The 26,113-nt window shown below is 71.6% G+C and carries 25 protein-coding genes and 1 pseudogene; 13 read left to right on the top strand and 13 right to left on the bottom strand.

Annotated features, from left to right (window positions below; genetic code table 11):
• The first annotated feature begins 58 nt into the window (after nucleotides 1–58).
• From IE258_RS20245 to IE258_RS20235, 3 genes are all read left to right on the top strand, one after another.
• Nucleotides 59–991, top strand: coding sequence for an NADP-dependent oxidoreductase (locus IE258_RS20245; protein ID WP_189745446.1), 933 nt, complete (start codon nucleotides 59–61; stop codon nucleotides 989–991).
• A gap of 50 nt (nucleotides 992–1,041) precedes the next feature.
• On the top strand, nucleotides 1,042–2,595 hold the full coding sequence (gene mhpA, locus IE258_RS20240) for a bifunctional 3-(3-hydroxy-phenyl)propionate/3-hydroxycinnamic acid hydroxylase MhpA (protein ID WP_189745443.1): 1,554 nt from the start codon (nucleotides 1,042–1,044) through the stop codon (nucleotides 2,593–2,595).
• An 85-nt stretch (nucleotides 2,596–2,680) separates the two neighbouring features.
• Entirely contained in the window at nucleotides 2,681–3,484 is an 804-nt protein-coding gene (locus tag IE258_RS20235) for an alpha/beta fold hydrolase (protein ID WP_189745441.1), read from the top strand.
• Here the strand turns inward: IE258_RS20235 and IE258_RS20230 are convergent.
• A complete protein-coding gene (locus tag IE258_RS20230; RefSeq protein WP_189745439.1) occupies nucleotides 3,429–4,322 on the bottom strand; it encodes a helix-turn-helix transcriptional regulator in 894 nt (297 codons plus the stop codon). The two genes, IE258_RS20235 and IE258_RS20230, sit on opposite strands and share 56 nt — an antisense overlap.
• A gap of 147 nt (nucleotides 4,323–4,469) precedes the next feature.
• Here IE258_RS20230 and IE258_RS20225 point away from each other — a divergent pair, with 147 nt between their 5' ends.
• Entirely contained in the window at nucleotides 4,470–5,432 is a 963-nt protein-coding gene (locus IE258_RS20225) for an aldo/keto reductase (RefSeq protein ID WP_189745437.1), read from the top strand.
• A 28-nt stretch (nucleotides 5,433–5,460) separates the two neighbouring features.
• Here IE258_RS20225 and IE258_RS20220 read toward each other — a convergent pair.
• From IE258_RS20220 to IE258_RS42060, 6 genes and pseudogenes are all read right to left on the bottom strand, one after another.
• Nucleotides 5,461–5,723: pseudogene (locus IE258_RS20220) on the bottom strand (peptidase C39 family protein); the annotation flags it as partial.
• Between the two features lie 106 nt (nucleotides 5,724–5,829).
• Nucleotides 5,830–7,455 carry a dipeptide ABC transporter ATP-binding protein gene (locus IE258_RS20215; protein ID WP_189745435.1) on the bottom strand — a complete coding sequence of 542 codons (1,626 nt, stop codon included), beginning with the start codon at nucleotides 7,453–7,455 and terminating at the stop codon, nucleotides 5,830–5,832.
• Entirely contained in the window at nucleotides 7,452–8,450 is a 999-nt protein-coding gene (locus tag IE258_RS20210; protein ID WP_189745777.1) for an ABC transporter permease, read from the bottom strand. Before IE258_RS20210 ends, IE258_RS20215 begins: the two co-directional genes overlap by 4 nt.
• A 5-nt stretch (nucleotides 8,451–8,455) precedes the next feature.
• On the bottom strand, nucleotides 8,456–9,454 hold the full coding sequence (locus IE258_RS20205; RefSeq protein ID WP_189745433.1) for an ABC transporter permease: 999 nt from the start codon (nucleotides 9,452–9,454) through the stop codon (nucleotides 8,456–8,458).
• A gap of 19 nt (nucleotides 9,455–9,473) precedes the next feature.
• Nucleotides 9,474–11,198 (bottom strand): ABC transporter substrate-binding protein, encoded by a 1,725-nt coding sequence (locus IE258_RS20200; protein ID WP_189745431.1) that lies wholly within the window; start codon nucleotides 11,196–11,198, stop codon nucleotides 9,474–9,476.
• Between the two features lie 193 nt (nucleotides 11,199–11,391).
• Nucleotides 11,392–11,484 (bottom strand): Ms4533A family Cys-rich leader peptide, encoded by a 93-nt coding sequence (locus IE258_RS42060; RefSeq protein ID WP_328822926.1) that lies wholly within the window; start codon nucleotides 11,482–11,484, stop codon nucleotides 11,392–11,394.
• A gap of 370 nt (nucleotides 11,485–11,854) precedes the next feature.
• On the opposite strand from IE258_RS42060, the gene IE258_RS20195 reads away from it, so the two are divergent.
• Nucleotides 11,855–13,117, top strand: coding sequence for a sulfite oxidase (locus IE258_RS20195; RefSeq protein WP_189745429.1), 1,263 nt, complete (start codon nucleotides 11,855–11,857; stop codon nucleotides 13,115–13,117).
• 20 nt (nucleotides 13,118–13,137) lie between these two features.
• Here IE258_RS20195 and IE258_RS20190 read toward each other — a convergent pair whose 3' ends face one another.
• Nucleotides 13,138–13,779 (bottom strand): FMN-dependent NADH-azoreductase, encoded by a 642-nt coding sequence (locus IE258_RS20190; protein ID WP_189745427.1) that lies wholly within the window; start codon nucleotides 13,777–13,779, stop codon nucleotides 13,138–13,140.
• 256 nt (nucleotides 13,780–14,035) lie between these two features.
• Between IE258_RS20190 and IE258_RS20185 the strand changes: the two genes are divergently transcribed.
• Complete coding sequence (locus IE258_RS20185) at nucleotides 14,036–14,452, top strand: winged helix-turn-helix transcriptional regulator (RefSeq protein ID WP_373309815.1); 417 nt, start codon at nucleotides 14,036–14,038, stop codon at nucleotides 14,450–14,452.
• A 96-nt stretch (nucleotides 14,453–14,548) separates the two neighbouring features.
• Here IE258_RS20185 and IE258_RS20180 read toward each other — a convergent pair whose 3' ends face one another.
• Nucleotides 14,549–15,478: a helix-turn-helix domain-containing protein gene (locus IE258_RS20180; protein ID WP_189745423.1), complete on the bottom strand. Its 930-nt coding sequence runs from the start codon at nucleotides 15,476–15,478 to the stop codon at nucleotides 14,549–14,551.
• 283 nt (nucleotides 15,479–15,761) lie between these two features.
• Between IE258_RS20180 and IE258_RS20175 the strand changes: the two genes are divergently transcribed.
• From IE258_RS20175 to IE258_RS20150, 6 genes are all read left to right on the top strand, one after another.
• Nucleotides 15,762–15,953, top strand: a complete 192-nt coding sequence (locus IE258_RS20175; RefSeq protein ID WP_189745421.1) for a hypothetical protein — start codon at nucleotides 15,762–15,764, stop codon at nucleotides 15,951–15,953.
• Nucleotides 15,954–16,088: 135 nt separating this feature from the next.
• A complete protein-coding gene (locus IE258_RS20170; protein ID WP_189745419.1) occupies nucleotides 16,089–16,631 on the top strand; it encodes a MauE/DoxX family redox-associated membrane protein in 543 nt (180 codons plus the stop codon).
• Nucleotides 16,628–17,164: a S26 family signal peptidase gene (locus IE258_RS20165; RefSeq protein WP_189745417.1), complete on the top strand. Its 537-nt coding sequence runs from the start codon at nucleotides 16,628–16,630 to the stop codon at nucleotides 17,162–17,164. The genes IE258_RS20170 and IE258_RS20165 overlap by 4 nt, the downstream gene beginning before the upstream one ends.
• Complete coding sequence (locus IE258_RS20160) at nucleotides 17,152–17,706, top strand: TlpA family protein disulfide reductase (protein WP_189745414.1); 555 nt, start codon at nucleotides 17,152–17,154, stop codon at nucleotides 17,704–17,706. Before IE258_RS20165 ends, IE258_RS20160 begins: the two co-directional genes overlap by 13 nt.
• Nucleotides 17,703–19,565, top strand: coding sequence for an ABC transporter ATP-binding protein (locus IE258_RS20155; RefSeq protein ID WP_189745412.1), 1,863 nt, complete (start codon nucleotides 17,703–17,705; stop codon nucleotides 19,563–19,565). Before IE258_RS20160 ends, IE258_RS20155 begins: the two co-directional genes overlap by 4 nt.
• 162 nt (nucleotides 19,566–19,727) lie before the next feature.
• Nucleotides 19,728–20,681: an SDR family NAD(P)-dependent oxidoreductase gene (locus tag IE258_RS20150; RefSeq protein WP_189745410.1), complete on the top strand. Its 954-nt coding sequence runs from the start codon at nucleotides 19,728–19,730 to the stop codon at nucleotides 20,679–20,681.
• A gap of 42 nt (nucleotides 20,682–20,723) precedes the next feature.
• Here IE258_RS20150 and IE258_RS20145 read toward each other — a convergent pair whose 3' ends face one another.
• From IE258_RS20145 to IE258_RS20130, 4 genes are read right to left on the bottom strand one after another with little or no spacing between them, the layout of a single operon-like run.
• Entirely contained in the window at nucleotides 20,724–21,620 is an 897-nt protein-coding gene (locus IE258_RS20145) for a nucleoside hydrolase (protein ID WP_189745408.1), read from the bottom strand.
• 34 nt (nucleotides 21,621–21,654) lie between these two features.
• Nucleotides 21,655–22,515: a carbohydrate ABC transporter permease gene (locus IE258_RS20140; RefSeq protein ID WP_189745406.1), complete on the bottom strand. Its 861-nt coding sequence runs from the start codon at nucleotides 22,513–22,515 to the stop codon at nucleotides 21,655–21,657.
• 2 nt (nucleotides 22,516–22,517) lie between these two features.
• The gene (locus tag IE258_RS20135) at nucleotides 22,518–23,453 is read right to left on the bottom strand and encodes a carbohydrate ABC transporter permease (protein WP_189745405.1); all 936 of its coding nucleotides are present in this window, start codon (nucleotides 23,451–23,453) and stop codon (nucleotides 22,518–22,520) included.
• Nucleotides 23,450–24,766: an ABC transporter substrate-binding protein gene (locus tag IE258_RS20130; protein ID WP_189745403.1), complete on the bottom strand. Its 1,317-nt coding sequence runs from the start codon at nucleotides 24,764–24,766 to the stop codon at nucleotides 23,450–23,452. The genes IE258_RS20135 and IE258_RS20130 overlap by 4 nt, the downstream gene beginning before the upstream one ends.
• A 223-nt stretch (nucleotides 24,767–24,989) precedes the next feature.
• On the opposite strand from IE258_RS20130, the gene IE258_RS20125 reads away from it, so the two are divergent.
• The gene (locus tag IE258_RS20125; protein ID WP_189745401.1) at nucleotides 24,990–26,000 is read left to right on the top strand and encodes a LacI family DNA-binding transcriptional regulator; all 1,011 of its coding nucleotides are present in this window, start codon (nucleotides 24,990–24,992) and stop codon (nucleotides 25,998–26,000) included.
• Nucleotides 26,001–26,113: the final 113 nt, after the last annotated feature.

Genomic DNA, 26,113 nt, shown 5'->3' with positions numbered 1-26,113 from the left:
AGCGCACCCAGCACACCCGGCAACCTTCCGAACCACTCACGGATTCACCGAGGAGACCATGAAAGCCATCGCACTCCCGCACTACGGCGACGCGGACGCCCTGGAACTCACCGAGCTGCCGACGCCGGCGGTAGCGCCCGGAGAATTCCTGATTCGCGTCAAGGCGGCCGGGGTGAACCCGGCCGACGAGAAGATCGCCGTCGGCAACCTCGACGGCATCATGGTGACCCACTTCCCCCTCGTCCCCGGCTTCGAGATGGCCGGCATCGTCGAGGCCCGCGGATTCGGCGCCACCGAGTTCGAGATCGGCGACGAGGTGATCGGCTTCGTCCTCAAGGACTGGGCGCAGAACGGCACCTACGCCGAACTGGTATCGGCCCCGGCCCGCACCCTGGCACGCAAGCCGGCGTCCTGGGACTGGCTGCATTCGGCGTGTCTGCCGCTGAACGGGCTGACGGCCCACCAGGCCGTCAGGCGCATCGACATCGGTGAGGGCGACACCGTCCTGATCCACGGAGCCGCGGGTGGGGTCGGCACGCTCGGCGTACAGATGGTGGTCGCCCGGGGCGCCCGCGTGATCGGCACCGCGAGCGAGCGCAACCACGACTACCTGCGTGAACTGGGCGCCACACCCATCACCTACGGAGCCGGCCTGGCCGAGCGAGTGCGCGAAGTGGCTCCGGAGGGCGTCGACGCGGCGCTCGACTTCTTCGGCGGGGACTCGGTGGCCGTCTCGCGGCAGGTCCTGAAGGATCCCGCGCGGGTCGCCTCCGTGGCCGACGTCACCGCACCCGAACAGGGCGGCCAGTTGGTGTGGGCGCGCGCGGACGCCGACGAGCTGACGGAGGTGGCCGCGCTCGCCGGGTCCGGGCAGTTGTCCGTCCCCGTGAGCCGCTCCTTCCCGCTGGAGCAGGCCGCCGACGCCTGGCGCATGCTCCACGCGGGCAGTCGCACCCGCGGCCGGATCGTACTGGACATCGACGCCGCCTGAGGTGGTCTCCGGCGTGCACACGCTCCGGTGTAAGCGAAGGGTTGGGACACATGAAGCTTGCCGATGAATTCCGCACCACGACGACGACCGCACCGGATGCCGTGGACGCGGACGTCCTCGTCATCGGGTACGGCCCGGTCGGTCAGACCCTGGCTGCTCTGCTGGGGACAGCGGGTCACCGGGTACTGGTCTGCGAACGGCGAGTGGGCCGCTACGAGACGCCACGAGCCGGGCACTTCGATCACGAAATCATGCGCGTCTTCCAGTCCTTGGGCATTGCCGACGACGTACGGCGCATTGCGGAACCGGCGCGTGTGTACGAGTTCCTCGATCGCGACGGGAGCGTGATCTCTCGCCTGCCGAGGGAGGGGGCCGCACCCTCCGGCTGGGACGCGTCGTACCACTTCTACCAGCCGGAACTGGAGGACGCCCTGGACGCGGCGGTCCGCGGCGCGTCAACGGTGGACGTTCGTTTCGGTGCGGAGTTGGTCGATCTGCGTCAAGGGACCGACCACGTGGTGGTGACGTTGGCGGACGGCGGCGTCGTCACCGCCCGCCATGTGGTCGGGGCGGACGGCGCCAACAGCAGGGTGCGCACGCTCTGCGGCATTCCGACGAAGGATCTCGGTTTCCGGGGCGACTGGCTGGTCGTGGACGTGCGGCCCCGTCCTGGCGCCCCGGTCCCGGACATCCCGGACACCGGCCAGGTCCTCGACCCGGCGAGGCCGAATCACATGGGCCGGGTTGCTCAGCGGTACTTCCGCTGGGAGTTCATGCTCGTCGAGGGCGACGATCCGACCGAGATGGTGAAGCCGGAACGCGTCTGGGAGTTGCTCAGGCCCTGGATCGGCCCGCAGGAGGGTGAGCTGATCCGGCAGACCGTCTACCAGTTCCGTTCCGTGGTGGCCGCCACGTTCCGCCACCGGTCGGTTCTGCTGGCCGGTGACGCCGCTCATGTCATGCCGCCGTTTCTCGGACAGGGCATGAGCTCCGGCGTCCGGGACGCCGCGACCCTCGGCTGGATGCTCGACCTCGTGCTGACCGGGGCCGCTGACCCGGAGCTGCTGGACCTGTACACGCTCTCCAGAAGGCCGCAGGTCATTGACTACATCGAGGAGTCGGTGCGGGTCGGGACCGTCGTCTGCGAGACCGATCCGGTCCGTGCGGCGCGGCGTCGGGAGGAGATGCGGTCGGCGACCGAGCTTCCGGCGCCGTTCGCGCCGCCGGTCGGCGCGGGCTTCCGAGCCGGGCAACCGCTGGCCGGTCACTTGGCCGTACAGCCCCTTCTGCGGACGGGCAGCGGGAAGACCGAGCGGTCGGACGACGTACTCGGCCGCGGGTTCACCCTGTTCAGCGTGGTCGAACCGGACGAGGCGACGACCGCGGCCGTGGCGGACCTCGAGCGAGCGATCGGGCTGCGGTCAGTCGTCGTGGGTGCCGCGGGGGTCCAGGAAGACGGGGAAGCGCTGAGTGACTGGCTCAAGGCGGCCGGCGTCGTGGCCGTGCTGGTCCGCCCGGACTTCTATGTCTTCGGCACGGCCACCGACCTCTTTGAGGTGGTGGATCTGCTCGCCTCACTTCGCGCGAGCCTGTCGCTGGTGTAGCGGCGTGACACCCGCTCGCGCGGCGGGCGACGACGGCACGGACAGCGACGACAACACCGGTTACGTGACACACGGGAGGGATCTCATGCCGAAGACGAACAACGGTGTCCACTACGAGGTGCGGGGAAGCGGGCCGAACTCGATCGTCCTGTTGCCCGGACTCGGGTGCTCGCTCCAGTGCTGGTCCGAGACGGCACCCCTGCTCGACGGCTACCGTCTCATTCTCATGGACCTGCCGGGCCACGCCGGCTCCTTCCATGCGCCTGCCGACGGATCGAGCCTCACCCGGATCGCCGCAACGGTGACCGACGCCTGCGACGAGCTGGGCCTCGAACGCTTCGCCCTCGTCGGTCTCTCCTTCGGTGGCGCGCTCGGCGTGCGGATCGCTCTCGACCGGCCCGGCCAGGTGTTCGCCGTCATGGCGGTCATGCCGTGGAACGCGGGCGGTACCGAGGCGGGCGATCCGGTCATCGAGAGATTCCACTCGTCCTTCCGTGACGTCGAGGCCATCACTGAGGCCGTCGGAGTCATGTCGCTGGACCCGAGCCGGACGACCGACGTCGTGCGCACCATGACCAGTGGTGTCACGGAGCAGTTCTGGCGCAGTTGGCTCGGAAGTGGTGGCGGCGCTTACACGAGCATGTTCGAGGAACTGTCCGGGATGGCCGTGCCGGCGTGCTACGTCATCGGCGGCCGGGACACCATCGCCCCGCGGGACAAGCTGATCGCCGACGTCCGCGCGATGCCCGGGGGCAGGCTGGTCTACCTGTCGGACGCGGGGCACCTCGCACCGTACGAGTCCCCCGAACTCGTCGCCGGGGAGATCCGCGAGTTCATCGGCCGCTACGCGCACACGCCGTCGTCGAGTCCCGGCTCGCGAGGAGCCTGAGCCGTTCCTCGGACGCGGTGCCGGGTTCGGCGGTGTAGATGATCAGGTCGTGCACGGCCCGGCCCGGCAGGGGCAGGTCGAGGGACTGGAAGGTCAGTTCCAGGTGGCCGGCGTCGGGGTGCTGGAGCCGTTTGACGCCGTCGTGGCGCATCAGGACGTCGTGCGTGGCCCATTGGCCGCGAAACTCCGGGCTGAGGGTGGACAGCTCGCCGACGAGTTCGCGCAGTGCCCGGTCGCGGGGTTCGCGCCCGGCCTCGGCGCGCAGCAGGGCGGCGGTGGCGTTGCCGGCGGCGTCCCAGTCGACGAAGAAGTCGGGCGCGGCCGGGTCGAGGAAGATGTAGCGGGCGATGTTGGGGCGGCCGCGTCCGTCGGTTGTGGCGCTGTCGAACAGCGGCGCGAGCAGGGCTCGGGCCAGGGGGTTGTGGGCGACGATGTCCGTGCGGCCGTTGCGTACGAACGCCGAGGACGTCGTCATGGAGTCGAGCAGCCACTGGATTCGGTCCGGGACCTCGACGTCCCTGCGACGCGACGGTGTGCGACTCGCGTGCCGCGACGACCGGGCCAGCTCGAACAGGTAGGCGCGTTCGTCGTCGTCCAGTCGCAGGGCACGGGCGACCGCGTCGAGGACGCCCTCGGACACGCCGGCGATGTGACCCTTCTCCAGCCGCGTGTACCACTCCGTGCTCACACCGGCGAGGACGGCGACCTCCTCGCGCCGCAGCCCGGGGACCCGGCGACGGGCGCTGGTCGGCAGTCCGGCCTGTGCCGGGGTGATCCTGGCTCGTCGGCCGGCGAGGAAGTCCCGGATCTCGCCGCGGGTTCCGGGCTGCTGGTCCATGGAATTCATGGTAAGCGCCGGTCACAGAGCGAAGGGGGTTGAGGTTGTACCCCCATGAACGCGACCTTCTCCGGTCCGCGGCGGGCGCGGTCTCCTGGGGTTCGAACGGTGCGACACGATCCTGAGAACGAACAACGGAGCCGAGACATGACGAGCAGGGCGCTGACGGTGCCGGCGGTGGCGTTGGGCACATGGGCCTGGGGAGACAGCGGCGAGGCGGGCGACGGCTACTTCGGCAGTCGACTGAGCGAGTCCGGACTGAGGGAGGTCGTCGAGAGGGCGCAGGCGAACGGGTTCACCTTGTGGGACACCGCCGTGGCGTACGGCATGGGCCGCTCGGAGAGCGTCCTCGCCCAGGCGCTGTCGGGCTGTCACCGCAGCGAGTACCAGCTGTCGACGAAGTTCACCCCGCAACTCGCGGGCGACGGCGACGATCCGGTCGCGGACATGCTGGAGCAGAGCCTCGACCGACTGCGTACGGACTATGTGGATCTCTTCTGGATCCACAATCCTGCCGACGTGGCGCGGTGGACGCCGCATCTGATCCCGCTGCTCGAGAGCGGCAGGATCCAGCATGTCGGCGTCTCGAACCACAACCTGGAGGAGATCGCTCTCGCCGATCGGATCCTCGGCGAGGCCGGCTTCCGCGTGGAGGCCGTCCAGAACCACTACAGCCTCCTGTACCGGGCTTCCGACCGGGCGGGCATCCTCGACCACTGCCGCGAGCACGGTGTGCGGTTCTTCTCCTACATGGTCCTCGAGCAGGGAGCGCTGACCGGCAGGTACAGCCCGGCGAATCCGTTGCCGGCGGGAAGCAGCCGGGCTGACGTGTACAACGGCGTCCTGCCCCGGCTGCGGGCGCTGACGGACCGGATGGAGGTGATCGGCAAGGACCGAGGCGTGTCCGCCGCGGAGGTTGCCGTCGCCTGGGCCATCGCCAAGGGGACCACCCCGATCATCGGGGTCACGAAGGCGGCCTACGTCGACGCGGTGGTCCGGGCTCGCGGCATCGAGCTGGCAGACGAGGAGATCGCGGAACTGGAGGCGCTGGCGGATGCCACGGACGTCGACACGCGCGGCTGGTGGGAGCAGGAGATGATGCAGCGGTAACAAGCAGGCCGTGCGGGCTGCCCGCCCCCTACGCGGGACGCATGGTCACGGCGCCGCGGAAGCGGTCCGGCGAGAGCGTGGCCATCGTGTCGAGCGACGCTTCGGGAACGGGCAGCAGGTGGGTATCGACCCAGGTGTCCCCCACCGCCCCGTTGGCCCACGGGTCTTCGATCACCACGGCGCCGGGTACGGTGCCGTGGCAAGCACCCGGTGCGGGACGTCGAAGCCGTGCGTGCCGACGAGCGACACCAGCAGCGGCACGTTCTCCCGTCGGCCGATCGCGCTCCGGATCTCTCGCCGTCACATCCCGGGGCTCGCCTCACCACGGGACGCTCCGACCATGCCGACGAGTCCATCGGCGAGTTCCTCGGCCGGGTGACGGTGAAGGTCTCGCAGGTCAACCGAGAGACCGCTGCTCCATGCGCTCCGCACGGCGCACGGCGGCGAGGTCCGGGTCGAGTGCGGGTACGGCGGCGAGCAGGTGCCGGGTGTACGCCTCCCGCGGCGACTCGTAGACCTCGTTCGCCTGCCCGTACTCCACCACCCGGCCCCGCCGCATCACCGCCAGCCGGTCGCTGACCCGGCGCACGACGGCCAGGTCGTGGGCGATGAACACCAGGGCGAGGCCCAGTTCGCGCCGCAGCTCGTCCAGCAGCTCGACGACCTGGGCCTGCGTGGTCACGTCGAGAGCGGAGACCGGCTCGTCGCAGACCAGGACGCGCGGGTCGGCCGCCAGCGCCCGCGCGATGCCGATGCGTTGCCGCTGGCCTCCGCTGAACTCGTGCGGGTAGCGGCCGTGGTGGGCGGGTTCGAGACCGACCCGCTCCAGCAGCTCCGCGACACGGGTGCGCACCGCCGGATCCCGCTCCCCCCGGGCCCGCAGCGGGTCGGCCACCGACTCGCCCACGCTGCGCCGGGGGTTGAGGGAGGACACCGGGTCCTGGAACACCATCTGGACGTCCGGACGCACGCCGTTGACGGCGACGCCCTCGCGGCGGACCTGCCCGGCCGAGGGGGCGAGGAGGCCCACCAGCATCCGGCCGAGCGTGGTCTTGCCGCTGCCGCTCTCGCCGACGATGCCCAGTGCCTCCCCGCGCCGCACCTGAAGCGACACGTCGTCGACCGCGGCGAACGCCCTCGCACCGCGTCCGAAGACACGGCGCAGTCCGACGGCTTCCAGCGCCACCCCTGCGGACGCCGGCTCGTGCTCCGCGTCGGCCGGGTGCGCGGGGCGCGGTACGTCCACCCGGGGCACCGACTTCAGCAGCCGCCGCGTGTACGTCCGGGCCGGGGATCCCAGGACGGTGGCGACGGGGCCGTGTTCGACCTCGACTCCGTTCCGCATGACCAGGATGTCGTCGACGCTCCCGGCGGCGACGCCCACGTCGTGGGTGACGAGCAGCAGTCCCATGCCCGTCTCCTGGCGCAGTGTGTGCAGCAGGTCGAGGATCTGGGCCTGCACGGTCACGTCGAGGGCGGTGGTGGGCTCGTCGGCGACGAGCAGCTCCGGTTCGCAGGCCAGGGCCATCGCGATGAGGGCACGCTGGCGCATGCCGCCGCTGAACTCGTGCGGGCGCGAGCGTGAACGCCGTACCGCGTCGGGGATGCCCACCCGGTCCAGCACCTGGACGGCGCGCGCCCGTGCCGCCCGCCGGGACGCCCTGTGGTGCACGCGGTACACCTCGGCTATCTGGTCGCCGACGGCGTAGTAGGGGTCCAGGGACGACAGCGGGTCCTGGAAGACCATCGCCGCCGTGCCGCCGCGCAGCCGCCGCAGTTCCGCGTCGGAGGCACTGCCGACGTCGACCCCGGCCACCCGGACCGTGCCGTCCACGACCGCACCGGTGCCCCGGTGCAGCCCCAACAGGGCGGACGCCACGGTGGACTTGCCGGAGCCGGACTCCCCGACCAGTGCCAGCGCCGCTCCCCGCTCCAGCCGGAAGGACAGCGCGTCCACCGCGCGCACGGGGCCGAACGCGACCGACAGGCCGGTGACTTGGACCAGACTCTCGGCCGTACTCACGACAGCACCGTCCTTCGGTCGGCCACCGCGTACAGCACGTCCGCGACGGCGTTGGCGAGAACTACGAAGAAGCCGGTCAGCACGACCATGCCGACGACGACCGGCAGGTCGACGACGTTCACCGCATGCACCAGCTCACGGCCGATCCCGGGCAGCCCGAACAGTGATTCGGTGAGCACCGCCCCGCCGAAGAGCGAACCCAGGTCGTTGGCGTTCAGCGCGATCAGCGGTCCGACGGCACCGCGAAGGGCGTGCCGTCCGACGATGGCGCGCTCCCCGACACCGTAGGCGCGGAAGGTGCGCACATGGTCCTCGGCCAGGGTCTCCAGCATGGCCGACCGGGTCAGGCGCGCGTACTTGGCGGCTTCGATCAGGGCCAGCGACAGCCAGGGCAGCAGCAGGTTCCACGCCCACTGCTCCGGGTCCTCGGTGAACGGGACGTACTGCGGGAACGGCAGCAGCTGCAACTGCCCGCAGATCACGACCATCAGCAGCAGCCCGACGACGAACACCGGCGTCGCCCAGCCGGCCAGGGTGATGCCCGTCAGGATGCGCTCGTCCAGCCGCCCGCGTCGCCACGCGGCGAGCACTCCGGTGCCGACGCCGAACAGCAGCCACAGCACCATGGCGCCGAGCGCGAGGGAGCCGGTGACCGGCAGCTTGGCCAGGATCAGCTGTGTGACCTGCTGGTCGCTCTGGTACGACATGCCGAGGCACGGCGCGGAGCAGTGCTCCACCGAGGTACCGGTGGAGTAGTCGTGGCCGACGACGACACCCTGGAGGAAGTGCAGGTAGCGGACGTACAGCGGGTCGTCCAGGCGCAGTTGTTCCGCCACCTGGTGGACCTGCGCGGGCGAGCAGCGCGGCCCGCAGGTGATCTGGGCGACGTCGCCGGGGGCGGCGTAGAAGACCACGTACACGATCACCGAGATGGCGAGCAGGGTGACCACCGCTCCGAGCGTGCGGCGCAGGGCGAAGCCGGCGAAGCCGTGCAGGGCGTTCATGCCCGTGTCTCCTTCCGGCGGCCGGTGCCCACGGACAGCCGGGAGGCCGCGCGTGGGTCGAGGGCCCTGCGCACCCCGTCGCCGAGGACGGTCAGCGCGAGGACGGTGACGAACAGCAGCCCGGCCGGCAGCAGCAGGTACTGCGGTGCCGCCTGGTACCAGACGTTCGCGGAGGTGAGCATCTGCCCCCAGGACGGCGTCGGCGGCTTCACTCCGGCACCGAGGAAGCTCAGCGCGGCCTCGGCGCTGATGTTCACCGGGAAGAGCAGCGCGGCGTACGTGATGACCGGCGCGGCCAGGGCGGGCAGCAACTCGCGGCGCGCGATGCGCCACGGGCCCCAACCGCTGAGCCGGGCCGCCGCGACGTGGTCGAGCTGCTTGAGCGTCAGGGTCTGGGCCCGCACGATCTTGGCGACGGACCCCCAGCCGATCAGCCCGATCACGCTCGCGACCAGCACGGGGCGCGGGAAGTCACTGGGCACGATCGCGAGCAGCGCGAGGGACATCACCATCAGCGGCAGCGCCACCACCACGTCGGTGAACCGGCTCAATGCCTGGTCCACCCACCGGTTGCCGAGCCCGGCCGCGACCCCCATGACGAGTCCGACGGCGACCTCCACCACCGTTGCCGCCAGAGCCACCCCGAGCGAGACCCGGGCGCCGTACACGAGGCGGGCGAACAGGTCGCGCCCCGTCTGGGGTTCCACGCCCAGCCAGTGGTCGGCGCTCATGCCGCCGAACGTGCCGACGGGCACACCGCCGCGTGCCGAGTCGACGAGTTCGGGGTGGTAGGTCGTGGGGTCCTGCCCCTCCACTGCGGTGAGCAGGGGCGCGGTGAGCGCGAGCAGGACGAGCAGCGCGACGACGATCGCCGCGACGAGGGCGGCTCGCTGCACGCGCAGCCGCCGCCAGAACTGTCGGGCCCCCGAGGCGGGGGCGAGCACCGTGCCGGTGCCCGCCCTCGCGCCCTCGGCGGCCGCGCGGGCCTCACTCATGGACGTGCTTTCCCCGGGCCTAGTCCACCGCGACCTGGGACACGTCCAGCACACCGGTCCAGTCGCTGATCACGACGTTCTTGACGTCCTTGCCGTACAGACGCTTGTAGACGGGGTGGAAGAGCGGGACCGTCAGCGCCTGCTCACCGATCCGCTTGTCGAGGGCACCCCAGCGCTTCGCCGCCGCGTCGAGGTCGGTGAGCTTGTTGATGGCGTCGATCTCCTCGTTGACCGACTTGTCGTTCAGCTGGCCGGTGTTGAAGTTGGCGCCGTCCTCGACGATCTGCCGGCCGTCGAAGATCGGCGCCAGGAAGGGGCCTCCGGAGGGCCAGTCGGCGCCCCAGTGCGCCAGGAAGAACCCGGGTTCGCTCTTCACGTCCTGGATGGTGTCGCTGTAGTCGTTGTCCTCCAGGCCGTCCAGCTTCACCGTGATCCCCGCCTTCTTCAGGGCGTCCTGGACGGCGGTGGCGATCTCCGGACCGGTCTCGAAGTCCTTGGCGTTGGAGTGGGTCAGCGTGACGGTCAGTCCGTTCGCGTAACCCGCCTGCTTCAGCAGTTCCCTGGCCTTCGCCGCGTTGCCCGACGCGCCGGCCGGGAAGTGGTCGTAAGCCGTGTGGCCGAAGGACTTCTGGTTCGGCAGGTAGGTGGTGGCGGGCTCCGCCAGGGAGGAACCCCCGGCGGCGTTGACCACGGAGGTGCGGTCCACCGCGTACGCGATCGCCTGTCGCACCTTGGGGTTGTCGAAGGGTTTCACCTTCGGGTTGAAGGCGATGTAGTTGGTGTAGCCGAAGTGGCCGGTGCCCACCCGGCTCGCGAGGTCCTTGTCGCCGGTGACCTTGGCGAGTTCGGCCGGTCCCAGGTTGGTGTCGGTGGTGACGGCGGCGGCGTCGGAGCCCTGGGAGGCGGACAGCCGCTGGTTGATGACCGAGGAGTCGAGACCGGAGCGGACGTCGATGCGGTCCGGGTACGCCTTGCGCTCCTCGTCTGTCTTCGCCGACCAGTGCTCGTTGCGCTCCAGGATCAGCCGCTCACCGTCGTTCTGGTTCTCGACGACCTTGTACGGCCCGGAGGAGACGGGGTGCTCCTCGTACTTCGTGCCCTTGTCGGCGGCCTTGGGCACCGGAGTGAACTGGGTCTGCGTGGCCAGGTAGGGGAACTCGCCCTCGGGCTTGTTCAGGTGGAAGACGATGGTGCGCTCGTCCGGCGTCTCGATCGAGTCGAGCCCCTTGCCCTTGTCCTTGTAGGGCCCCTGGTAGTCGGCGCCGCCGACGAGCCAGTCCCGCAGGTAGGGGGCGCCGCCCGACAGTTCGGCGGCGAAGGATCGTTCGATGCCGTACTTGATGTCCGCGGACGTGATCTTCGTGCCGTCCTCGTACGCGAGCCCCTCCTTGAGGGTGTACGTCCACACGGTGGCGTCCTTGTTCGGACGGCCGGTGTCGGTGGCCAGGTCGGGGACGACCTCGGCGCCCTTGGCACCGTCCTCCCGGTTGCGGGTCGTCAGGGTGCGGAAGACGAGGGAGGGGACGTTGCCGCCGCCCGAGGTGTAGAGGCGTGCCGGGTCGAAGTCCTGCTGCGGATCGGAGTTCAGAACCGTGAGGGTGCCGCCCTTGTGGGGTTCGGCGTCGGCGCCGCCGGCCTTGGCATCGTTGTCCTCCGGTCCGCAGGCGGCCGCACCGGCCGTCACGATCAGGCTGACGGTCAACGCGGTGGTGACACGGCGCGTTCTGCGGGACGGGTGACGCATGGGAGGACGACCTCTCGGACGGGCCGTCTCCGGATTCGGGACGGCTGTATGGCGCGGGGAACGGCTGGCGACGGGATCACCCCGGCGCGGGCACGGCGGCCACCGGACGTCGACCGCCCCGAGGCACGGCGAAGGGTGCCCGGAGGAGGGTCGTGAGGGTCGTGGAACGCGACGTACGCGCCGAAGGCGGACGTCAGCGACAGAGAATGTCGGCCACGCAGAGCGGGGTCACGCCGATCAGCGCCAGCTCGATGGCGGCGCGTGCGGTGGCGTGGTCGGACGACATGAGAGGAATATGAACGAACTTGCGAGGGATGTCAAAGCGGCGGACGGCACGGGGCCTCGGGTCGGGTGTCACCGCCCTTGTGGAGCACGGGACTTGCCGACTTCTTCCCGAGAACGCGTCGCCTCCGTACGATGGCGTCGTGATCCTCAGCCGACGCCACCCCGCAGCCCCGCGGTCCCGCGTGCTCATGCCGTTCTGCTGTTGTTGATCCTCACCGCGTAAGCGTCGTCCCCGGGCCCGGCCGGGGGCGTGTCGCCGCGTCCACGGCCGGTGCCGCCGCCGTCCCTTCGTCCCGCCGGGACGGCCGCGCCTCCCTCTCCCCCGTCCGCACGGGGCACGACCCGTGCCCGCCTGCGAAAGGCAGAACCTGATGCATACCCCCGAATCCGCCTACGACCGACGCAGACTGCGGCAGTGGCTCTCCGGAGAAGCCCGGGCCGACGGTGTCACCAGGCGTGACATGCTCCGGCTGTTCGCCGCGGCCGGACTCGCCGGCGCCGCATCCGTGGCGTCGCCCGGCTCACCGGCGGCCGCCGCCACCGGCACTGCCCCCGGCATCGTCAAACCCCTGCCCGAGGACCTGTTCACGGTGCGGGGCACCAACGCCGAGACACGGTTCGCCTCCCTGGCGCACACCGGCTACCACACCCCCAACGACCGCTTCTTCGTCCGCAACCACACCGCGACACCCGTCCTCTCGGCGGGCGACTGGAGGCTCACCGTCTGGGGCGACGGCCTCGAACGGCACCGCGCCGTGGACTTCTCCCTCGCCGACCTGAAGAAGTTGCCGTCCGTCACGCACAGCGCGTTCGTGGAGTGCGCGGGCAACGGACGCGGCTACTTCACCAGCCAGCAGGGCCAGGAGGTCGGCGGCACCGCCTGGACCCTCGGCGCGATCGGTGTCGCCCGCTGGCGGGGGGTACGTCTGGCGGACGTCCTGCGACGCGCGGGGCTCGGCCGACGGGCCGTGGACGTCCTGCCCCGGGGCCTCGACGACGACTACGTCACCGCCGACGGCACGAACCTCGGCCGGGTCCGCCGCCCGCTGCCGCTGTCCAAGGCGCTGGACGACGTACTGCTCGCCTACGAGATGAACGGCGCACCGCTGCCACCCGACCACGGGCACCCCGTGCGGCTCCTCGTGCCCTCGTGGATCGGCATCGCCTCCATCAAGTGGGTCGGCGACATCCAGGTGTCCGCCCGACCGCTGTACTCACCGTGGAACACCGACTTCTACCGCCTGTTCGGCGACGCGCACCCGGGCGGCGGCAGCGCCCCGCTCACCCGGCAGACGATCAAGAGCGCCTGGGAGCTGGACGCACGGGCGAACCTGACGGCGGGCGTGACCCACCGGCTCACCGGGCGGTCCTGGTCGGGGGCGGGCGGTGTCGTGCGGGTGGACGTGAGCACCGACGGCGGCTCCCGCTGGAGAGCCGCCCGGCTCCACGACGCGCCCCGGCGCGACGGCTGGGTGCGCTGGTCGACCCCCTGGCGTCCGCCGTCGCCCGGCCCGTGCACGTTGCTGGCCCGGGCGACCGACACCACGGGGCGGACCCAGCCGGACGCCACCGTCCACAACACCCAGGGCTACCTGTTCGACGCGGTCGTGCGGCACGCCGTCAACGCGGTGTGACACTCCGGCAGACGGCACGTTCAGGCCGCGCGGGCGGCGAAGCTCGTGGCGAGAGCGCGGGCGTGGTCGTGGGCGGCCGTCATGGACGCCTCGTGCAGCGGGAGGAGGGAGGCGAGCGCCGGTACGTGGGGAGCCATGGTCAGCTCGGGAGTCACGGTGGTGACGTCCAGGCCGAGCAGGTCCTCGTGGCCCAGGACGGTTTCCAGCGTGGGGACCAGGTAGTCCAGGCCCTCCCTTGGGGCGCCGGGCGCGTAGCTGCCGCCGCGGGCGGATATCAGCAGGGCGGGCCGGCCCGCGGCCGGGGAGGCGCCGGTGTGGCTGAAGGTCCGGTCCGTGACGAGGATCTGGTCGAGCCACGCCTTGAACGCCGACGGCATGGACAGGTTGTACATCGGCACCGTGAACAGGTACGCGCCGGCGCCGAGGAACTCCTCGATCAGCTCGTCCTGCAGTGCCTGGGCCTTGGCCTGCTCGGGGGTGTGCCGGGCCGGAACGGTGTCGCGGGCGGTGACGCCCGCCGCCGTCAGGTGCGGCACCGGTGCGGCCGCGAGGTCCCGGTGGACGACCGGCCCCGGCCAGCGGTCGCGGAAGGACTGGGCGACCTGACGGGAGACGGATGCCTCGCCGAGCGAGGAGGAGTCGACGTGCAGCAGGTACGACATGTCGGTGGGACCTTTCGAGGAGAGGTGGGTGTGCGGGGTGACTGGTATGGGGTGACTTGGGTGGGGTGACGGTCAGAGGTGGGCGGGGACGGTGCACCCTTCGGCGGCACGGCCCGGTGCGTGGTCCGTGGGGCAGATCGCTACTTTCACGGCCTGAACTCCAATTCCTACTTTTTGTTCGTAGCGCCATGATGCGGCAGTATGGAAGGCGTTACAAAAGGCACACGGGTGTGCGCGACGGAGAGGAATGGGCGCCATGCCGGACGGGACCGATGGGGAGATGGCGGCCGCGGCCGGGCCGTGTGCGAGCATTCCCGCCGAGCACATGGCCTTCGTCCGGCAGGTGCTTGACCGCGTCGGCGACAAGTGGAGCATGCTGATCATCGCCGTCCTGGAGAACGGCCCGCTGCGCTACACCGACCTGCAGCGCCAGATCCCCGGCATCTCCCAGCGCATGCTCACCCACACGCTGCGCCAGCTCGTCGAGGACGGTCTGGTCACGCGTACCGCCTACGCCGAGGTTCCGCCGCGTGTGGAGTACGCCCTCGCCCCTCTCGGCCGCGGCCTGCACGGGATCGTCAGGCAGCTCATCGGCTGGGCCGCGGACCACCACGAAGCGATCCGCACCCACCGCTCCCGGGGCGGCACCGGCACCGCCGCACCACGTTCCTGAGCGGCCGCCCGCGCCCGGCCCCGCAATCCATGTCCCTGTGGCACCTGAGAGTCGGGTCCACTCGCCGGCGTGGCGGTTCCTGTGTCGTCATGCGGCTCACGCGGGCGCGATGGTGAAGATCTGGTTTCCGCTGCCGTCGCAGGGCTGCGTCACCGCCGGGGCCCCGGCGGATCTCCTCGACCCGCTGATGCCCACACAGCCACCGTCGGTCACACGGAGCACATACTGATCGCGGCCGCCGGAATCCGACGGCTCGATACGGAACCTGCTCGTCTTCCCGCAGTCGTCCCAGGGCTCCAGCAGGGCGGCACCGGTGCGAACGGTCACCGCTTTCAAGCAGCCCTTGCCGTGGTCGGGGTGGTACCACTGCACGCGGAGCGTGCCGTCCCCCGCGGGTACCAGCTCGGTCTGCTGGGGTGCGACGTCACCGCACGGGCGCTGCACGGCCACCAGGGAGTCGTACCCCTCGGCCTTACCGTCGGTCAGACACAGACCGGCGGACAGGACCGGGCGGATCTGCACGGGTCCCTGCGGCAGGACGGCCCTGTTGCGGGAGGCCGCGGAAGCGTCTCCTCCGTCCTTGCCGGAACCGCCCGGTTCTCCGAAGAAGCCGACGCCCCAGGCGGTCACGGCCACGCAGGACAGCAGGGCGAGCGCCAGCAGGAGCGCGGGCGCCCGGCGCTTCCCCGGTCCACGCCCCGTGCGCCGGCCCTGTCTGCGCACCTCGCCTTGAGCCTGGGCGGTCCCGCTGCCGACGGCCCTTTCCCGGGCCTCCAGCCATTCCCGTATCCGTAGTCCGTCCCCGCAGGCTCGTACGAAGGCGGCCACCAGTTCCGGACGTGGTGTGGCCTTCCCGGCGAGGACGTCCGCCAGCGTGCTGCGGGCCAGCGCCTCCCCGCGTTCGGCGGCGCTCTCCTCCAGCTGACGGTAGGTCAGTCCCGAGCGTTCCTTGAGCTGCCGCATGGCGGTCGCGAACTCCCTTGCATCACCGACCTGCTGCGGCTGCAACTCCCCCACATTCGCCATGCGGACATCGTGAGCCGTCCCGCCACACCCGGACAACGCTGATTCCGGTCCTCCGCGGCCCGTTCCGGACAGCTTCCGGACACGCCTGTGACCAGTCCGGACAAGGAACGGATTGTCCGAGACAGAACGTGCCGTTGCCGGGATCCGCTCCGTGCCACAAGCTCGGTTCAGCCCGGCCGGCGAGACCGAACAGGGTCCGCGCACCGACCGGCACCGCGCCGTGCACGGACCGGTGCCGATCCGGGCGATCCCACGAGAACCGCGAAGGAACCGGAGGAGAGGCATGCTCGTACAACTGCGGACGATCTCGGATCGTCTGCTCGACAAGGTGGCCCCGAAGGCGAGTGCGTCGGCGGCCGACTGCTGGCAGAGCGAGTGCATCTACCGAAGCTGCGAGGGGCGCACCACCACGCTGATGTGGTACGAGACGTGCGAGGACCTCCAGCGGGTCGGCTACTGCGGCTGCCGCATGTAGCGGGGCGTCGCCCACCGCGTATCGCCGCAACTGCCACACCACCGGCTCCGTCCCGGCCACCGCCGGGACGGAGCCGGTGTCCGACGACCGGTCTTCAGCACCCGGCGCCGCGCCGGCGGGAGGGTTTCCGCTCCGATGAACTACGTGATCGTCAGCAGCCAGGTCCTGCTCGTCCTCGTCTTCCTGTGCTCGGTCACAGGCAAGCTCCGCTCCCCGACCGCGTACCGTGCCTTCCGGCTCTCGGTGGCGCAGCTCGCCCCGCCGTTGAGGCGCAGGACGAAGGCCGCGGCGCCCCTCGTGATCGCCGCCGAGGCAGCCGTGGCGGTGGCACTCGTGGTCCCCGCGTCCGTGGCTGTCGGCTTCGCGGGTGCCGCATGCCTGCTCGTGGGGTTCGCGCTGGCCCTGGCCGGTGTGCTGCGGCGCGAGGAACACGCCGCCTGCCACTGCTTCGGCGGTTCGGAACCCGTCGCTCCCCGGCACGTCGTGCGCAATGTGCTGCTGGTCTGCGTGGCCCTCACCGGACTGGTGGGGCGGTCGCTCACGGAGGCGGCGGCCGGCTCGTCGGCCGGGCTGCTCCTGGCTGCCGGCGTCGGAGTCCTGCTCGCGCTGTTCACGGTGGTCCTCGACGACCTGGCGCACCTGTTCGGCCCGGTGGACGCCGAGGAGGCGCGGGCATGACGCGCCTCGCCGCTCTCACGGCGCTCGGCGCCGGATGCGCGGTGGCCGGTGCGGTGGCCCTGGCCCGCCACCGGTACGTCGTCGTCACCGTGGAAGGCGAGAGCATGTCTCCCACTCTGGCCGACGGCGACCGGGTCGTGGTCCGCCGCGCCCGGCTCGCCGCGGTCCGCAGTGGCCGGCTCGTCGTGTCCGGGCCGCCCTCCGGCGAGCGCTGGGACCATCTCCCCCTGCCCATGTGGCTGATCAAACGTGCCGTGGCCGTCCCCGGGGACCGGGTACCGAAGGACGCAGGCCCCGCGCTGCGGGCGTTGACCGAGGAGCGGGTACCGGCGGGGCGGATGGTGCTGCTCGGAGACAACCCCCTGCGGAGCCTGGACTCCCGTCAGTGCGGCTACTTCACCTCCGGCCAGCTGCTGGGCGTCGTCGTCCGCAGGCTCCCGCACACCGCGTCCGGCAACAGCCGTTCCCGTTCGTCACCCGGCCACGGCGGCCGGGCCGTCCCCGGAAGGACCGATCCACCATGGCGTACCTGACCGCCGTCGTAACGCTGTTCGGCCTGCTGAGCATCGTCAACCTGACGCTGACGATCGGGATCGTCCGACGGCTGCGCACCCAGCGGCGCGAGACCACGCCCGCCACCAAGGGCGACCCGTTCCAGGGCTCGGGCCTCGCCGTCGGGGAGCCCGTGGGCCGCTTCTCCGTACGCGACACGGAGGGCCGGCGGCTGACCCGTGACAGCCTGCACGAAGGGATGCTCGTGGCCTTCCTGTCCCCGGGCTGCCTCCCGTGCGAGGAACTGCTCCCCGGCGTGGTGGAGTTGGGCCGCAGGGCGGGGCCGGGTCAGGTCCTGGCCGTCGTGGTGCAGAACGAGGACGGCGGAGAGCGACCCGATGCCTTCGTCGCCGCGCTGTCCCCTGTGGCCACGGTCGCCGTGACCCGCCTCGAGGGCGAACTGAGCCGGGCGTTCAGCATCCAGGGCATGCCCACCGGCGTCCGCATGGGCCCCGACGGCCGGATCGCGGCCAGCGGCCGGGCCCTGCTCCGCGTACCGCACCCCACGAAGGCCGGTGCATGACCAAGAACACGAGGCAGGAGCCGGGGCGCCGCAGGGGCGGCGGGAAGGAGCAGCTCGCGCCGCGCGAGGCGTTCGCCGCCGCCCGCAGTGCGCTCTCGCTCGCCTGGCGGTCGGCGCCCGCACACGTGACGGGCCTCGTCGCCGTCGCCGTCGCCGTCGCGGTGGTCCCCGTGGGGGTGGCCTGGCTCACCCGGCTCCTCCTGGACCGGCTGACCGGTGCGAGCCAGGCGGCTCTGCTCGGGCCGGCCCTGGGGCTCGGCCTGCTGGGACTGGTGGCGGCGCTGCTGCCGCACCTCAGCCAGTACCTGGGGGCACGGCTCAATCGGGCGGCGGGCATGCGTGCGGTGGACCGGCTCTTCACGGTCGTCAACTCCTTCGCCGGTCTCGCCAGGTTCGAGGACCCGCGCTTCCAGGACCGGTTGCGGATGGCGCAGTCCGCGGGAAGCCAGACCGTCGGCCATGTCGTGGAGACCGGGCTGAGGATCGCCGGTGGGGCCCTGGGCGTCATCGGGTTCGTCGTCGCGCTGTTCGTCATCAGCCCGGTGATGACCGCGCTCGTCGCCGCGGCGGCCGTACCCGCGCTGGTGGCCGAGTTGCGGCTGTCCCGACGTCGCGCGAAGAGCGCCTGGCGCATCAGTTCGGCGCAGCGCAGGGAGTTCTTCTACCAGTCCCTGCTGTCGAGTCTGGACGCGGCCAAGGAGATCCGGCTCTTCGCGGCCGGTGACTTCTTCAAGGGCCGGATGCTCGGTGAACGGCGCACGGCGGACGTCGAACGACGGCTGGTGGAGAGCAGGGAGCTGGTCACCCAGTCGGGTCTCGCACTGCTCGGCGCACTGGTTTCCGGGGGCGGACTGGTCTGGGCGGTGCTCGCCGCGAGACGGGGAGAGTTGACGGCCGGTGACGTCTCCCTGTTCGTGGCCGCTGTCGTGGGTGTGCAGGGCGCGTTGTCCGGTCTCGTCGGCTCCCTCGCCGACGGGCACCACCAACTGCTGCTGCTGAACCACTACGTGGCGGTTCTGGAGGCCGGGCCGGATCTCGGACCGCCGGCCGACGATGTCCTCCTCGACCGGCTCCCCGCGCTGAGCCGGGGCATAGAGCTGCGGGACGTCTGGTTCCGGTACGGCGACGACCAGCCCTGGGTACTGCGCGGCGTGACCCTGTTCATCCCGCGTGGCGTGTCCGTCGCCCTGGTCGGGCACAACGGTGCCGGGAAGAGCACACTGGTCAAACTGCTGTGCCGGTTCTACGACCCGACTCAGGGCGAAATCCTGTGGGACGGGGTCGACATCCGCCGCGTACCTGTGCGGGAGCTGCGCCGTCGGCTCGGCGCGGTGTTCCAGGACTACATGAACTACGACCTCACCGCCGGCGAGAACATCGCCGTCGGCGACGTGCGGGCGCTCGACGATCCGGCGAGGCTCAGCACCGCCGCGCGGGAGGCCGGCGTGCACGACGTGCTGGCGAAGTTGCCGCACCGCTACGACACCATGCTGAGCCGTGTCTTCGCCGCCGACGGCGACGACGACGCCGGGGCACTGCTCTCCGGTGGACAGTGGCAGCGCCTCGCCCTCGCCCGGGCGTTCCTGCGCAGGAATCCGGACCTGCTCATCCTGGACGAGCCCAGCTCGGGTCTGGACGCGGAGGCCGAGTACGACATCCACCTGCGGCTGGGGCGATACCGGGCGGGCCGCACCAGTCTGCTGATCTCCCACCGGCTCGGTGCGGTCAGGGACGCGGACCGGATCGTCGTCCTGGCCGACGGCCGGGTCAGCGAGGAGGGCTCCCACGCCGAACTGCTCGACCAGGCCGGTACGTACGCCCGGCTCTTCACCGTCCAGGCCGACGGGTATCAGCCCTAAGGGCTGAGTGTGGTGGTGGGTCCGTGGTGAGGTGACCTGTCGGAGATCTGTCGGCGCCATGTCGGCGCTCTTGTCGGAGATCTGTCGGCGCAGGCTGCGACCTTGGGCGGGTCGGTGCTCCCACTGAGCACGCTTCCCCCTGAGCACAAGGAGTCTGTCATCGTGTCTTCCGCATCCCGGAGCCGGTCGTGGGACGTGCACCGCCTGCCGTCTGCCCAGGGCAGGAGCTTCCTGGTCACCGGGGGCAACGCCGGTATCGGCTACTTTGCCGCGGAGCAGCTCGCCGCCACCGGCGCCGTCGTCGTACTGGGCAGCCGGGACGGCGCGAAGGCCGGCGCCGCCATGGCCTCGATCCGCGCACGCGTCCCCGGCGCGCAGGTGCGGCACCTCCCACTGGACCTCGCCGACCTGGCGTCCCTCAGGACCGCCGTGGACAGGCTGGACCTCGATCGTCTCGACGCGGTGGTGCACAACGCGGGGGTCGCGCTCGACGACCCGCCGCGCCGGGAGACCGGGGACGGCCACGAGCTGATGTTCGGCACCAACCACCTGGGCCACTTCGCGCTGACCAAGTGGCTGGCACCCCTGCTGTCCGCGGCGCCGGCGGGCCGCGTCGTGACGGTGGGAAGCTTCGCGGCGCGGTCCGAGCGCCTGGACCTGGACGACCCGCAGTCGGCCCGGGACTACCGGCCCAAGCGCACCTACGGCCGATCGAAACTGGCACAGATGTGCTTCGGCTTCGAACTCGACCGCCGCCTGCGTGCCGTCGGCAGCACGGTGCTCAGCGTGGTGGCTCACCCCGGCGGCGCGCTGGACTCCCTCACCCCGTCCCGCCCGCCGGTGTGCGTGACGACCCCCGGCGAACGGCTGCGCGCCGTGCCCGCCGGCGTCCTGGTGCAGGGCAAGGACGCCGGAGCGTGGCCCGTCGTCCGGGCCGTCCTCGACCCGGAGGTGCTCGGAGGGCAGCTGTGGGGTCCGCGGGTCTTCGGCCTGCGCGGCCTCCCGAGGCGTGAGCCCGTCCCGTCCCACATGGCCGATCCGGCTGTCGCTGCCCGCCTGTGGGCCGTCAGCGCCGAGCTGGTCGGCACCGGCGACCCGTACCTCGGCTTTCGGTAGGCGGCGGGCAGCGCCCACGGCGGTCGTCAGGTGGCCGACCGTCTACGAGGGGGTGGCAGTGGTTCCCGCCCGCTCGATGCGGGCGACGATCTCCTCGGCCACCTGGTCCAGGTCGGCGTCGACGACGAGGCGCACGTGGCCCGACGGATCGCGGTGGAAGGTGGTGACACCCTCGTCGTCGACGGTGACCGTGCCGGGCTCGGTCCGGTAGAGGTCGGGGCGGAGCATCGACAGGGCGGTGATCGGGTCGTGCGGGACGCTCCAGCCTTCGCCGGTGAAGCCGGTCCAGGCATCGATCTCGCGGGCGAGCGCGACGCCGTAGGGGCCGGCGGCGCGGATGCGTTCGATGCCGTCGCGGCCGATACGGACCCGCCGGGTGGTCTCGATGCCGGTGATCACGGTGGGGATGCCGGCGGCGAAGACGGCACGGGCGGCGGTGATGTCACTGACGATGTTGTGCTCGGGCCCGGCGTCCGGCCCGAAGTGGCCGCCCATGAGGTAGAGCGTGCGGACGGCTTCGGCGAAGCCGGGCGCGCCGGCGATGGCGCGGGCCAGGTTGGCCTGCGGGGCGATGCCCATGACGTCGAGCCCGCCGGGGCGAGCGAGGACGGCCTCGGCGAGGAAGCGGTCGGCGGGCACGTCGTCGTGCACGGGCTCCGTCTCCAGGTCGGTGAAGGCGGCGCCCTCGTGTCCGGCCCACCACACCTCCTTGCCGGAGAGGGTGTCCTCGGCGCCCGGCACCACGGTCAGTTCGTGTCCGGCGAGCGCGGCGAGGCGGTGGGCGAGGCGGGCGCGCAGCAGGGTGTCGCCGTAGACGGTGGTGACGGCCTCGACGCGGACGTCGGCGGGCGAGCCGAGCAGCACGCCGAGGGCGAGTGCGTCGTCGACGTCGCTGCCGATGTCGGTGTCGAGGAGGACGCGGTGGAGTGGGGTGGTCATGCGTGGGGGTCCTTACTCGGGCCGCTACGGGCCGCTACTTGAGGCCGCTGTTCGCGATGGACTGGGTGAAGTGGCGCTGCAGTCGCAGCAGGACGACCAGCGGGATGACGGTGAGGACGACGGCGGCCGCGAAGACCTGCCCGTAGTCGACGACCATCTGGCCCTGGAGCGTGCCGAGCGCGATGGGGCCGAGCTGCTTGGAGGGTTCGGTGCCGATCAGCAGGGGCCACATGTACGACTGCCACTGGAAGGTGAAGAGGGTCAGGCCCGCCCCGATCAGCGCCGGGCGCGACAGCGGCAGGTGGATCCGGGTGAACACGCCCCACCAGCTGAGGCCGTCGATGCGGGCGGCCTCGACGAGTTCCCTGGGTACGGCGAGGAAGAACTGGCGCAGCAGGAAGATGGCCAGGCCGTTGCCGATGCCCGGCAGGATCAGGCCCGCGTACGTGTTCTGCAGGTTCCAGTCGCGGAACAGGGACGACAGCGGAATCGCGATCGCGTCGAACGGGATCATGAAGCTGAGCAGGATCACGGCGAAGACCAGGCCGCGTCCCCGGAACTCGAAGACCGACAGGCCGAACGCGGCGCTCGCCGAGACCAGCAGGCCGAGCGCGACGGTAACGGCCGCGACCAGCACCGAGTTGAGCACGGCGCGCCCGAAGTCGCCCTGGAACAGGGTGACGTAGTTGTGCAGCGTCGCGTCGGTGGGAATCAGGGAGCGCCAGGACAGCTCGTCGAGGCTGTCGAGGACCTGGGAGCCGGGGCGCAGTGAGCCCGCGAGGACCCACAGCAGCGGCAGCGCGAACAGCACGCCGATGACGACGGCGACGATCGCCGGCATGTGCCGGGCCGGGGACGGGCGGCCCCGGACCGTGGAGCGGTGAGGCGTCGTCATGGCTACTCCTCCCCCTTGCCCTGCATCAGCCGGTACTGGACGGCGACGACGGCCAGGGTGAGTGCCACCAGCAGCACCACCTCGGCCTGGGCGTAGTGGATGTCGCCGACGCTGTAGGCCCGGCGGAAGACGTCGTACATGAGCAGGTTGGTGGAGCCCTCGGGGCCGCCGCCGGTGAGCAGTTGGACCGGTGCGAAGACCAGGAAGTTGGAGACGGTGTCGGCGACGAGGACGAAGGCGAGCGGGCGGCGCAGCAGCGGCAGCGTGACGTGCACGAAGCGCTGCCAGGCGTTCGCGCCGTCCATGGCGGCGGCGTCGTACGTCTCCTGCGGGATGTCCTGGAGGCCCGCGATCAGGAACGTCATCCAATAGCCGACGCCGACCCAGCTCATCAGCACGATCAGCGCGTACAGCGCCTGCGTGGGGCTGGTGAGGAACGGCTGGGAGGGCAGGCCGAAGACGCCCAGGAGCGCGTTGAGCGGGCCCTCGGGGCGGTAGAGGATGCCGAAGATCACGGCGGAGACCGCGGGCGGCACGGCGATCGGCGCGAAGACGAGTGAGCGCCAGAAGCGGGCGCCCTTGAAGCGCCGGTTGAACAGGACGGCGAGGCCGAGCGCGCACAGCACCTGGAGCGGGTTGACGATCACACTGAAGAGCAAGGTGACGCGCACGCTCTGCCAGAACTGCGGGTCGCCGAAGAGGTCGCCGTAGTTGTCGAGGCCGACGAAGCGGGTGACGCCGTCGACGAGGCTGTGGTGGCGCAGGCTGTCGACGACCGCGAGCCCGGCGGGCAGCAGCCGCAGGACGAGCAGCGCGAGCAGCGCCGGGGCCAGGAAGGCGAGCGCGGTGCGGGCCTGGGAGCGGGTGCGGCGGCGCACGGCGGACCTGGGGCCGGTGGGCCGGCCGGGGGTGTCCGGGGGCCGGGTGGTACTCGTCATCGCAGTCGCTCCCAGGTGCGCACCAGTTCGTCCGACGCCTTGGCGAGCCGGGGCTCGGCGGGCGATCCGTTGCGGATGTCGGAGAAGGCGGAGGCCAGGACGGTCTCGAACTGGGTGTAGCCGACGGAGCGCGGGCGGCTGACGGCCGTGTGCTCCAGCTCGTGCCGCATGATCGCGGCGACTCCCTCGGTGGACTTCGTGGCCTGCCTGTCCAGGCGCGCCGCGTACGCGTCGAAGGCGGCGCGGTTGGCCGGGATCAGCGGGGACGCGGCCACCGTGGCCAGGCTGCCCGCGGTGGTCAGCGAGGCGTACTCCATGAACTTCAGGCCCTCCTCCTGTCGGCCGCTGTACGGGTTGATGCCCCAGGACCAGGAGTCGGTCGGGGTCACCGGGCGGCCGCCCTCGAAGTACGGCTGCGGCGCCGTGCCCCAGGCGAACTCCTTCAGCCCGGCGAAGGAGCCCAGGTTCCACGGGCCGCCGACGAAGAACGGCACCTTGCCCGAGGTGAAGAAGGAGGCGAGCTGGAACGAGGTGACGCCGCGCGGCGAGAGGCCGTCCGCGAACAGGTCGTGGTACCAGCGCATCGCCCGCACCCAGCCGTCCGTCGTGACGGCGGGCGAGAGCATGTCCTCGCCGGTGACGCCCGAGCCGCCGCCGAGGGACTCGACCAGCGGCTGCAGGCCGTAGTACGCGTCCGTCTGCTCCAGGATCAGGGCGTACTCGCTGCCCGCCCGCTTCATGGCACGGCGCCCGGCGTCGAGGATCCGCTGCCAGGTCCAGCGCTCGGCGGGGTCCTCGGACGGGACGCCGACGCCCGCCCGCTTCAGCAGGTCGGCGTTGTAGAAGAGGTACTGGGTGGAGGTCCACACCGGGAGCGAGCGCAGGGTGCCGTCCCAGGAGCTGATCTCGTACTGCTCCGTCGTGACGGCCGCGCGGGCCCGCCGGCCGACGCCGCTCAGGTCGGTGAGGAAGCCGCGGGCACTGAGCGCGGGGACGCGCGGCTGGTCGACGCAGTACACGTCGATGGCCGAGTCCTTCGCGGACAGCCGCAGCTGGAGGACGTCGTTGAGCTGTGCGGGCGGCACGGCGGTGTACGCGACCCGCAGCCCCGGGTGTGCCTTCTCGAAGCCCCGGATGACGGGCCGGAACGTCTCCGGGGTCTCGGGGCCGAGGAACCGCACGGTCCGGCCGGGGTCGCCGGACGCGTCGGAGGTGCACCCCGTCAGGGCCGCGCCCGACGCGGTGGCGGCGAGGGCCGCGGCGAGCAGCGTTCTGCGGCTGAGCGGACGCGCGGCGCCCGGTGAGCGGTTCATGGCGACCACTCTGCATCGCGTGGAGCCCCGGGAAGGGGAGCTATGGCCATCACGTATCCAAATCGTTTTGCATGACAGATGACGAGAAGAGGGCAGACAGGAGCGGATGCACGGCATTGCGCGACACCTTGATGGCGAGGACGATACAAAACGTTTTGCGTTTTGGGTAGGGTGACACCGACCATGGCGCCGCACGGGCGCCACCGACGACCGGGAGGCGGATGTGCACGGCTCGGGCCGCGTCAAGATCGTGGACGTGGCGGCCGCCGCCGGAGTCAGCGTGACGACGGTGTCGCATGTGATCAGTGGCCGCCGCCCGGTGTCGGCCGCCACCCGCGCCCGGGTCGAGGATGCGGTGCGCCGCCTCGGCTACCAGGCCGACCCGTCGGCGCGCGGCCTGCGCACCCAGCGCACCGACACCGTCGGGCTGGTCGTCCCGGACATCACCAACCCGTTCAACACCGAGCTGGCCGCCGGCATCCAGGCCGTCGCGTACGCCCGCGGCCTGCTGACCGTGGTGTGCGAGGCACCCATGACGGACGGCCCGCAACTCCCTGCAGTGCTGGGGCAGTTGACCGCGCGGCGACTCGACGGGATCGTGCTCGGGCGGTTCGGCGCGCAGCGCGCGGACCTCGACCTGATCGCCGGTTCCGGAGCCCGCCTGGTCCGCCTCGGCACGCGGATCGCCGACGGTCCCGGCGATGTGGTGCGCGGCGCCGAGACCGAGGGCATGCGGGGCCTGGTCCGGTACCTCGTGGGCGAGCGCGGCTACCGGCGGATCGGGTTCATCGGCGGCGAGGCGGGCGTCGAACCGGGCGGCGAGCGCTACGAGGGGTACCGGCAGGCGCTCGCCGAGGCGGGGCGGGCCGTGCCGGAGGACCTGGCCGTGTGGACCGGCTTCACACGGGAGGGCGGGCGTGCCGGGGCGGCCCGCCTCCTCGACACCGCCGAGCCGCCGGACGCCGTGGTGTGTGCCAACGACCTGATCGCGATCGGGGCGCTGGACGTGGCGCGCGAGCGGGGCCTCGACGTTCCGGGACGGCTGGCCGTCACCGGGTACGACGACATCGACGCGGCGTCGATGGTCTCCCCCGCGCTGACGACGGTCGTCAACCCGGCACGGGAGATCGGCCGTTCGGCGGCGCGGCTGCTCATCGACCGGCTCGACGGGGACGAGGGACCCGCGCGGGAGGTCGTGCTCACACATCAGGTGGTGCGGCGCACCTCGGCGTGAACCCCGCCGGTCCTGAAGGCGATCGCACGGCTCACCTCACGGCGGGCTCGCGCGCCGCGAGGTGAGGCGAGCGGACGGTTCCCCGGACCCTGCGCTCGCAAAGGCGCCCGCGC

The organism is Streptomyces tendae, from assembly GCF_014650435.1.
GTDB lineage: Bacteria > Actinomycetota > Actinomycetes > Streptomycetales > Streptomycetaceae > Streptomyces > Streptomyces tendae.
This window is presented reverse-complemented; position numbering and strand designations above follow the sequence as displayed.